General features: G+C 60.3%; 2 protein-coding genes. Both read left to right on the forward strand.

Going from position 1 to position 8,685, the window contains the following annotated elements; genetic code table 11:
- The coding region (locus H9S92_RS12100; protein ID WP_187466976.1) for a T9SS type B sorting domain-containing protein at positions 1–2,160 on the forward strand (2,160 nt) is incomplete at its 5' end.
- A 475-nt stretch (positions 2,161–2,635) separates the two neighbouring features.
- Positions 2,636–8,685: fibronectin type III domain-containing protein (locus H9S92_RS12105; protein ID WP_222936073.1), on the forward strand; the 6,050-nt coding region annotated here is incomplete at its 3' end.

The following is an 8,685-nucleotide window of genomic DNA, read 5'->3' on the forward strand; positions in this document are numbered from 1 at the left end:
TGTACGGTGAGCAACCAGTTTACCATTGAGGTGACGCCTACGCTGGCGGCTCCCGTGCCCTTCTGCGCGCGGCAGGACCTCGACGGTGTCCTTTTTGAATGGCCGCTGGTGCCCGAGGCCATCCTCGGCTACCAGGTGAGCGTCAACGGCGGGCCCTTCGGGGCTACGCAGGCGGAGAACAGCTTCTTCATTGGCGGCCTCGGCTTCGGAGAGACGGTGTCGATCCGTGTGCGGTCCGTCCGGAGCGGGACGACTTGCGACCTGAGCCCGGCCAGCGCAGACGTGGCTTGCAGTGCCCGGCTTTGCCCCCAAGTGACCTTTGCACCTGCGGCCGCGCAAACCGAGTTCTGCGCCGACGCCACCACCCGCGTCACCTTGATGGCCAATTTGAGCGGCGCGGACGGCTCCGGCGTCACTACCTGGACCGGTCCCGGCGTGATCGCCAACAACGACGGCAGCTTCAGTTTTGACCCTTCCGTGGCGGGCATCGGACAGCATTTGTTGCGCGTCAGCTACGTCCAGGAGGCGCTGTGCAGCTACGAAGACGTGCTGCTGGTGGAGGTCTTTGCACTGCCCGCAGCTGATTTTTCTGTCTCCGACGACCTGATTTGTGCGGCTACAAATACGGCTCTGGCCGTCCTCGGCACGGTCGATCCACAGGCCACCTACACCTGGGATTTTGCCGGCGCGGCGGTCACCGACAACGGCAACCAACGCTACGATCTGCGCTGGCCGCTGGCTGGTACCTACGCGGTTAGCCTGACCGTGACGGCCAACGGTTGCGCGACGACGACCAGCCAAATGGTCACCGTAGAAATGCCCGTCTCGGCCGGCACCGCCGCCCAGGACGCCCTGGAACGCTGCGTGGGCACGACGGAAATGGTCGACCTGAGCAGCCGTTTGACCGGTGCTGACGCTGGTGGGGTGTGGTCCGTAGTGACAGGCAGCGGCGTGCCCAACGGCAGCCTGGATCCGGCCACCGGGCAGTTCAACCCAGCGGGACTGGCACCCGGAAACTACCGTTTCGCTTACACGGTGGAGGGGGGCAGTTGTCCCGACGCCACGGCGGAAGTGAGCCTGCGCCTCCTCGCCGCACCCGTGGCGAACGCGGGGCAGGGCCAGACCCTGACCTGCAACACGGGCATGGTAACGCTCAACGGCAGCGCTTCCGAAATGGGTCCGGGCTACACCTACCTGTGGACCAGCGCCGACCCCAACGTGGTGATTATGGACGCCGATCAGTTGCTGATTGACGTTGGCCAGCCGGGCGTGTACCGCCTGGAAGTGACCAACGCCATTGGTTGCAGCGCCTTCAGCGAAGTGACCGTGGATTCCGAGACCGAAGCACCGGTGATGGAGGTGGAAATCAGCCAGATTTCCTGTTTCCAGGCCGACGACGGAGCGATTCTGGTGACGGGCGTCAACGGTGGCCGGCCTCCCTACCGCTTCCTGCTCAACGGTGAAGAGCGCGGGCAGACGACCCTCTTTGGTGGTCTGATGCCCCAGCAGTACGACCTGCAGGTGATCGACGCCAACGGCTGTTTCAGCAACATTTTGCTGGACCTGACGCAGCCAGAGGAACTGACCATCCGCCTGCGTTTCCCCGGCGATAGTGCTTCGGTCAACTACGGCGAAGAGATCTTCATCACCGCCAGCATCAACGGTGGCAACGCCATCGATACCCTGCTCTGGCAGCCCGACAGCCTGAAAACCGACGGGGAAACCGCCGGTATTTCCTTCGTGGCCCGCGAGACCCAGATGATTTCCGTCACCGTGGTCGATGAACTCGGCTGCCGGGCGACCGACCGGCAGATGCTGCTGGTCCGCAAAGACCGGCCGGTGTACTTCCCGACGGCCTTCAGCCCCAACGGCGACAACATCAACGACATCTTCTTCATCAACGGCGACCTCGATGAGGTGGAGTCCATTCAGGACTTCGCCATCTACGACCGTTGGGGCGAAGCGGTATTTACGGCCAACCTGGCCCCGACGGCTGATGGATCTTTGGGAGGCTTCCTGCCCAACGACCCGGCTTTCGGCTGGGATGGTTTCCACAAGGGAAGGGTGATGAATCCGCAGGTCTTTGTGTACTCCGCTACCGTCCGTTTCCGCGACGGGGAGACGGTGGTGTATAAGGGGGACTTTGTTTTGTTGCGGTAGGGCGGGACGGGAGAGCGGTGCAGGTGGAAGATGGTGCGGGAAACTGCGTGCTTCTGTCGGGACCGTGACGCTTTTCGGAGACAGGCACCAGGGCAGCGCCCATGACCAGGCTGGCACTGGAATACAGACGAAAAGAATATTATTTCTTCATAACACTTTTGAAAGAATTAAAATTTACGCACTCAACAATAAGCAACCCATCATTCTGCAAAAGTTTCAAAAACATTAATTTTCCTTAATGCTCAGGTTAACTGTACCTTGCGGACCAATTCAGCTGGCAAGGTGACCTCAACCAAACCACGTTTTAAGTAACTCAGGACCTATCCAAAATTTTTGCTCCTAACTCAGGTAATTACCACCTAGGAAAACGGCTATCCTACTTCCAGCCCAATTACATCTTCAATCGTCTTCTGCTCTGACCTGACTTCCCGAAGCCATTGTAATTTTGTTTAGGCTGCCGCATTGAATATGTTGAATGAAAGCTTTTTATTTTCGCCTTCTTCTTGGTAGTTTTTTGTGTTTATCAGGAGGATGGGTGCTGGCCCAGGGGGCTTGTATTACGAGTGAATCGGGTTCGCTGACCTACAATGGGTCTACCAGCCCAAGTGTTTACGCCCCCGGTACCCTGGTAGAGCTTTGTTACACGATCAACGACTTTCAGACCCCGGATGTGGAATGGATCCACTCGGTATTCCTTGCCTCGGCAGGCCCTGGATTCGACTATTCGACCCTGATGCCTTCGGGTACACCTCCTCCCTCTTGCTCTCCTCAGGGGGTATGGGGCTGGTACCCCAGTTGGACGCGCTGTATCAGCTGTCCCAATGGCTCCACTTTTACCAATGGCTATGCTTTTGACAGTCGAGCGGGCACCAACGATGCGTGTGGCGACCCCGGCCAGCTTGATGGCGACCCGGGCAACAACTACGGAGACAACGACGGTAGTTGTGGCCTGACCTTTTGTTTTTCAATGGTAACCGTTGACGCAACCGGCATTCCGGTATCCCAGGCTTATCAGGTCAATATCCGCGTTTTGGCAGATGGAGTTTCGGGTGGTTACACGGGTAGCCGGGGATTTTGTGGTTCGCCCTGCGATGACGACCCCGAAGTCTGCTTTCCTGAAGTTCCCAACCCAACGGTGACCATTCTCAACAGTGCCTGCCCCGGGGAATTGTTTGACCTCCAGGGCGGTGCCGATGGCCCCATTCTGCCCAATACGGAAGCCTTTTGGCTGGATGCTGCGGGTAACCAAATCGCCACAGGCTTCAACGTAAGCCTCCCGGCGGGCACTTACACCTTCGGGCTCCGGCAGCCCGGGTGTGCAGCGAAAACATTTGAAGTTACGGCCGAACTCACCATCCCCGAATTTACCTTCACTGGCGAAGAAGACGGTGCTGAAATCTGCTACGGGGAACCTTTCAACTATACCATCAGCGTCTCTGGAAGCCAGATCAATTCCGTGCAATGGACTTTGAATAGTGCAGTCGTTGGTACCGGACCCTCCTACGGCGTAAGCGCCGCCACCCCCGCCAATTCAGGCGAGTACCGCGTCATCGTTAGCTACGGCGACAACTGTGACACCACCCTTACGCGTAACCTAACCGTTGGCCCTAACATCGCCGTAGACATCACACCAGTCAATGGCGACGTCTGCTCCGGCAACGAAATCACCTTCACCGCTACCCTCCAGGGCGGTGGCAGCTTCGCCCCCGGCGTCGAACTGTTCTGGGATGGTGGCGCTGGCACCGAAAGCACTTACACCATCGTGGCCGGTTCGCCGGGCCCCGCACTGGTCAATCTGGTAATCGTTGACCCCTTAGGGTGTATGTTCGAGTACAACCATCCTTATACCGTCAATCCGCTCCCCGAAGTGAGCATCAGCCCATTAGAAGCTGAAGTCTGCTTCAACTCCTCCCTTGTACTCACCTCTACGGTCACCAATGGCTTGCCGCCTTATAACTATCTTTGGGGCCCCGAAGAGGTAGTAACCACTGCCAACTTCACAATTGCCCCACCCTATCCCTTTACCGATGGCATCTACCTGGTGGTGACGGACGCGAACGGTTGTATCGGTATTTCCGATCCTGCAATCGTCACACTCCTCCCCCCTCCCCTGCCGCCCAACATCACCTGCGAAGCCCTGTGCCCCTCCGAAATTCGCTTCACCTGGGACCAGGCCAACGCCAACTATTTCCAGCTCTACGCCACCATCAATGCCAACCTGGAAGTACTCATTGAGAACAACTACCAAAGCCGCAGCTATACCTTCACCGGGCTCAATCCTGATGACCGCGTACGGCTTCGCGTCGTACCTTTCGGGGGAACCTTTGGCATGCAAAGCTGCGAAGGCCCCAGCAGGTTCGCCACCTGCCGCACGCCGCTTACCTACGATCCGGGCTGGGTTCTCAACTTCCCCTCCACGGTGTGTCGTACCGCCAACAATGCCCAATTTGACCTCTCGGCCATGGTCACCGAGCCCGGCACTTTCCGCTTCACCAGCGCCAGCCTCGGCTTGAATGATTTCTTAGCGGATGCCGATAACACGACCAGCATCCCGCTGCCCGCGCTGGCCCCTGGCCAGCTTTCGGAAGTCCACCAGATCCGCATCGACTATGCGGGCGTTGGTGGCCGCTGCCCCGCCGATACGACCATCTCCATCACCGTGTTGCAGGCCCCTGATCCGGCCTTCACCCTTGCTCAAGACCAGCTTTGTGCCGCCACGGGTACCTTCCGGGTTTCCGTGACTAGCCCCGCTGCGGGCGGCACTTACGCCGTCGGTTTCGATAATCCGGCCGTCGGCAGCGTCACAGCAGTCAGCCCTACGGAATGGGATCTCAGCACCAGCCAGCCGGGTACCCACGGCATTTTCGTCGTGGCCAGCAACAACCAACTAGGCACCTGCGCAGACACCGCCCGGGCCACCATCACCCTGCAATCCCCACCTGCCGCTCCCGTCGTGGAGTGCCTGGAAAGAGGACTTGACTCCGTTACCTTCATCTGGACCGATACTGGCGCAGAAACGTACCTCATCAATCAAATCTCGGTTCCCGGCTACGCCGTAACGGAGCGTATTGGGAACCGTTTCATCGTCCGCAACCTGATGGTAGATGACGCCGTGACAATCAGCGTTACGGCGCAGGAAACTGGCTGTCCCGATGCCGTTTCTGCCCAAGTTACCTGCGTTGCCGAGTCTTGCCCCGATATCAGCATTACCGTGGATGCGCTGGGCCCCTTCTGTGTCGATAACAACGGCGACCAAGCCCTCAACGCCACGATCAGCGGCAGCGACGGATCTGGCACCCTGAGTTGGCTCGTCAACGGCTCGCCCGCAGGCAGCAGCATCAATCCGGCCAACCTCGGTGTAGGCACCTTCACCATCCGCGCGCTCTTTTCCGAAGGCTGCGATTTCTTTGCCGAAACCACCGTCACCATCAATCCCGTACCCAGCTCTGCCTTCTCCCTGGCCGATGACCGGATCTGTACGGGTGAGACCACATTGGGCGCGGCCGCAGGTGCCGTGCAAGTCGGGTGGAGCTACGTCTTCTCCGCCCCCGGCGCAACCGTAACGCCGGGAAGCAACGCCGCCTCCCGCAATTTCCGCTGGAGCACACCAGGTCGCAAATTTGTAACACTCACCGTAACCAATCAATTTAACTGCGTCAGTACCGTCACCACGGACAGCATTGACGTTGAACTTCCCCTGGAATTACCGGTGATTTCCTGCGTTGACCCTGCGCAAAATACCCTCACCTTCACCTGGAATGCGCCCGTCGGCGTGGATAGCTTTGGGATTTCCCTCAACGGTGGGCCCCTCTTTTTCCAGGACAGCACCCGCCTTTTCCTCACCGGGCTGGCCATCGATTCGCTGGTGCAAATGGAGCTCTTCATATATGGAGACACGCCCTGCCCGATTCTCGTCCCGGCCCTCGGGGCCTGCCGCACCACCGCCTGCCCCAGCCTGGTTTTAACGCCCCCGCTGGATGCCGCATTCTGCCTGACGGGAGATACCCTGCCGGTAGTCCTCAGCGCCACCATCACGGGTGCTTCCGAGCCCGGCACCTTCCTTTTTGCGGGTAATGGTGTGACGGATGATCTCGGAACGTTCAGCTTCGATCCCCGCCTGGCCGGACCGGGCATCCACCGCATTTTGGTAGACTACATCGAGACAAACTGTACGGCCCAGGACTCTTTCTTCTACACCGTGACGGCTACCCCACCCAATGCCTTCACCGCCAATGGCACTTTAGGCGACCTCACCATTTGCCAAGACGACATCCTGGAAGTGGACCTGGACATCAGCAGCCTCAACGGAGCCCAGGGAACTTTTGCTTGGGACTTCGGCGGTTTGCCGGTGTTGGATTCTCTGAGCCCGACCAATTTCGTGCTCGGCACCTCCAACAGCGGGCAATTCACCATCCGCCTGGTCAGTACCGTTGAAGGATGCTCCAGCCTGCCGTTTAGCGCCGTGATCACCATTGATCCAATCATTCCCGCTCCGGTCATCAGCTGTGGCACGGTCACCCGCAATAGTGTAACGATTACCTGGCCAGGTGTCCCCGGGGCCGAAGGCTATTTGGTCAGCGATGGGACGATGCTGCCCGCGTCCGCCACTTCTTACACCATCACTGGTTTAGCACCGGGAGAAATGGTTTCCGTGACTGTCAGCAGCCTCAGCAGCAATTTCTGCGGCGACAGCGCACCTTCCGCCGCTGCTAATTGCCAGGCGGAGGCTTGTCCGGCATTTACGCTGGACCGGACTGGCGTAGTTGACCTCGTCTGCCTCCTCAACGGCAACGAGACGCTGGACCTCAGTACCGCCTTCGTCACCGGCGGCAACGGCAACGGGGCTACTTACACCTTCAGCGGACCGGGCGTATCGGGCACCACCTTCGACGCCGCCGCCGCCGGTGGCTCCGAAGCCGGAACGACCCATACCATCAATGTCACTTACTCCGAGGAGGGGCCCTGTGATTTTACGGGAACCTTTGACGTAATCGTTTTTGCACGGCCTTCGGTACTCATCACGCTGTCCGATCCCGCCTGCGTCGGCGAAGCGGTAAGCGTCGTCATCAGCAGCGGTAACCCGATTGGCAATGCCGACATCACCGTTGACTGGGACGGCGGCAGCGTCCAGCCCGACGCGGACCCCACGGACAATGAATACCTGGTTGTTTGGGATACCCCCGGCACCAAAAACATAACGGCCACCGTCGTAAGCAACCTCAGCGGCTGCCCCAGCGAGCCGGCCCTGGCACCAGTGGAAATCATTGCGCCTTTGGATGCGCCGGTCGTCAGCTGCGGTACGCCCGCGGAGCTGGAGTCCATCACCTTTAACTGGGGTGCCGTGGTAGATGCAACCGGCTATGCACTGAGCCTTAGCGACGGCACTATGGTCACACTCACAGCTGCAGAAACGAGCTTCACCGTCAGCGGCCTCAGTCCGGGGACGACCCTGACGATTTCCATCTACGCGACGGGAACGGGACCCTGCCCCGACGGGCCAGCCACGACGCTGGAGTGCAGCACTGCGCCCTGTCCTCCCGGACTGGCCATGGCCACCACGCCCGACACCGAGTTCTGCAACGGACAAGACACTGACCTGCTGCCCCTCTCCGCCACGCTGACGGTAGGCGCGCCGCAGGGTTCCTTCACCTGGAGCGGCCCCGGCGTGGTGGTCAACAACGGCGACTTCTTCTTCGATCCTACGGCCGTTGGCCCGGGGGTACACGTCCTGACGGTGGCCTACGATGGCCCTTCCATTTGCGACTCCCAGGACGAAGTCACGATGACCATCTTCGGGTTGCCTCTGGCAGGCCTGGATCCTACGCCAGCCCAGGTTTGTGCCGGCACCGCCATTGATGTCTCGCTGGCCGACCCCGTGGATGCGGGCACGACCTACATCTGGGACTGGGACGGCGGCATCCCCACCGATCTCGGCAACCAGACCTACTCCGTCCGCTGGGACACTCCCGGCACCAAGACCGTCACCGTTACCGCTACGGCGGAATGTACGGTGAGCAACCAGTTTACCATCGAAGTCATCGCGCCCCTGTCCGCGCCGGTCGTCAGCTGCGGCACGCCCGAGGAGTTGGAATCCATCACCTTCAACTGGGATCCGGTAGTGGGGGCGACGGGCTATGAGCTGGACTTCAGTGACGGCAACTCCGCCACCCTGACGGCCGCCGAGACGAGCTTCACCGTCAGTGGCCTCGATCCGGGGACTACCCTGACGATTTCCATCTACGCCACGGGCACCGGCCCCTGCCCTGACGGCCCAACCACGACGCTGGAGTGCAGCACCGCCCCTTGTCCGCCCGGACTGGCCATGGCTACCACGCCCGACACCGAGTTCTGCAACGGACAAGACACTGACCTGCTGCCCCTCTCCGCCACGCTGACCGCCGGCACGCCACAGGGCTCCTTCACCTGGAGCGGCCCCGGCGTGGTGGTCAATAACGGCAACTTCTTCTTCGATCCCACCGCCGTTGGCCCGGGGGTACACGTCCTGACGGTGGCCTACGACGGCCC

This window comes from Neolewinella lacunae (assembly GCF_014349155.1).
In the GTDB taxonomy this organism is placed as follows: Bacteria; Bacteroidota; Bacteroidia; order Chitinophagales; family Saprospiraceae; genus Neolewinella; species Neolewinella lacunae.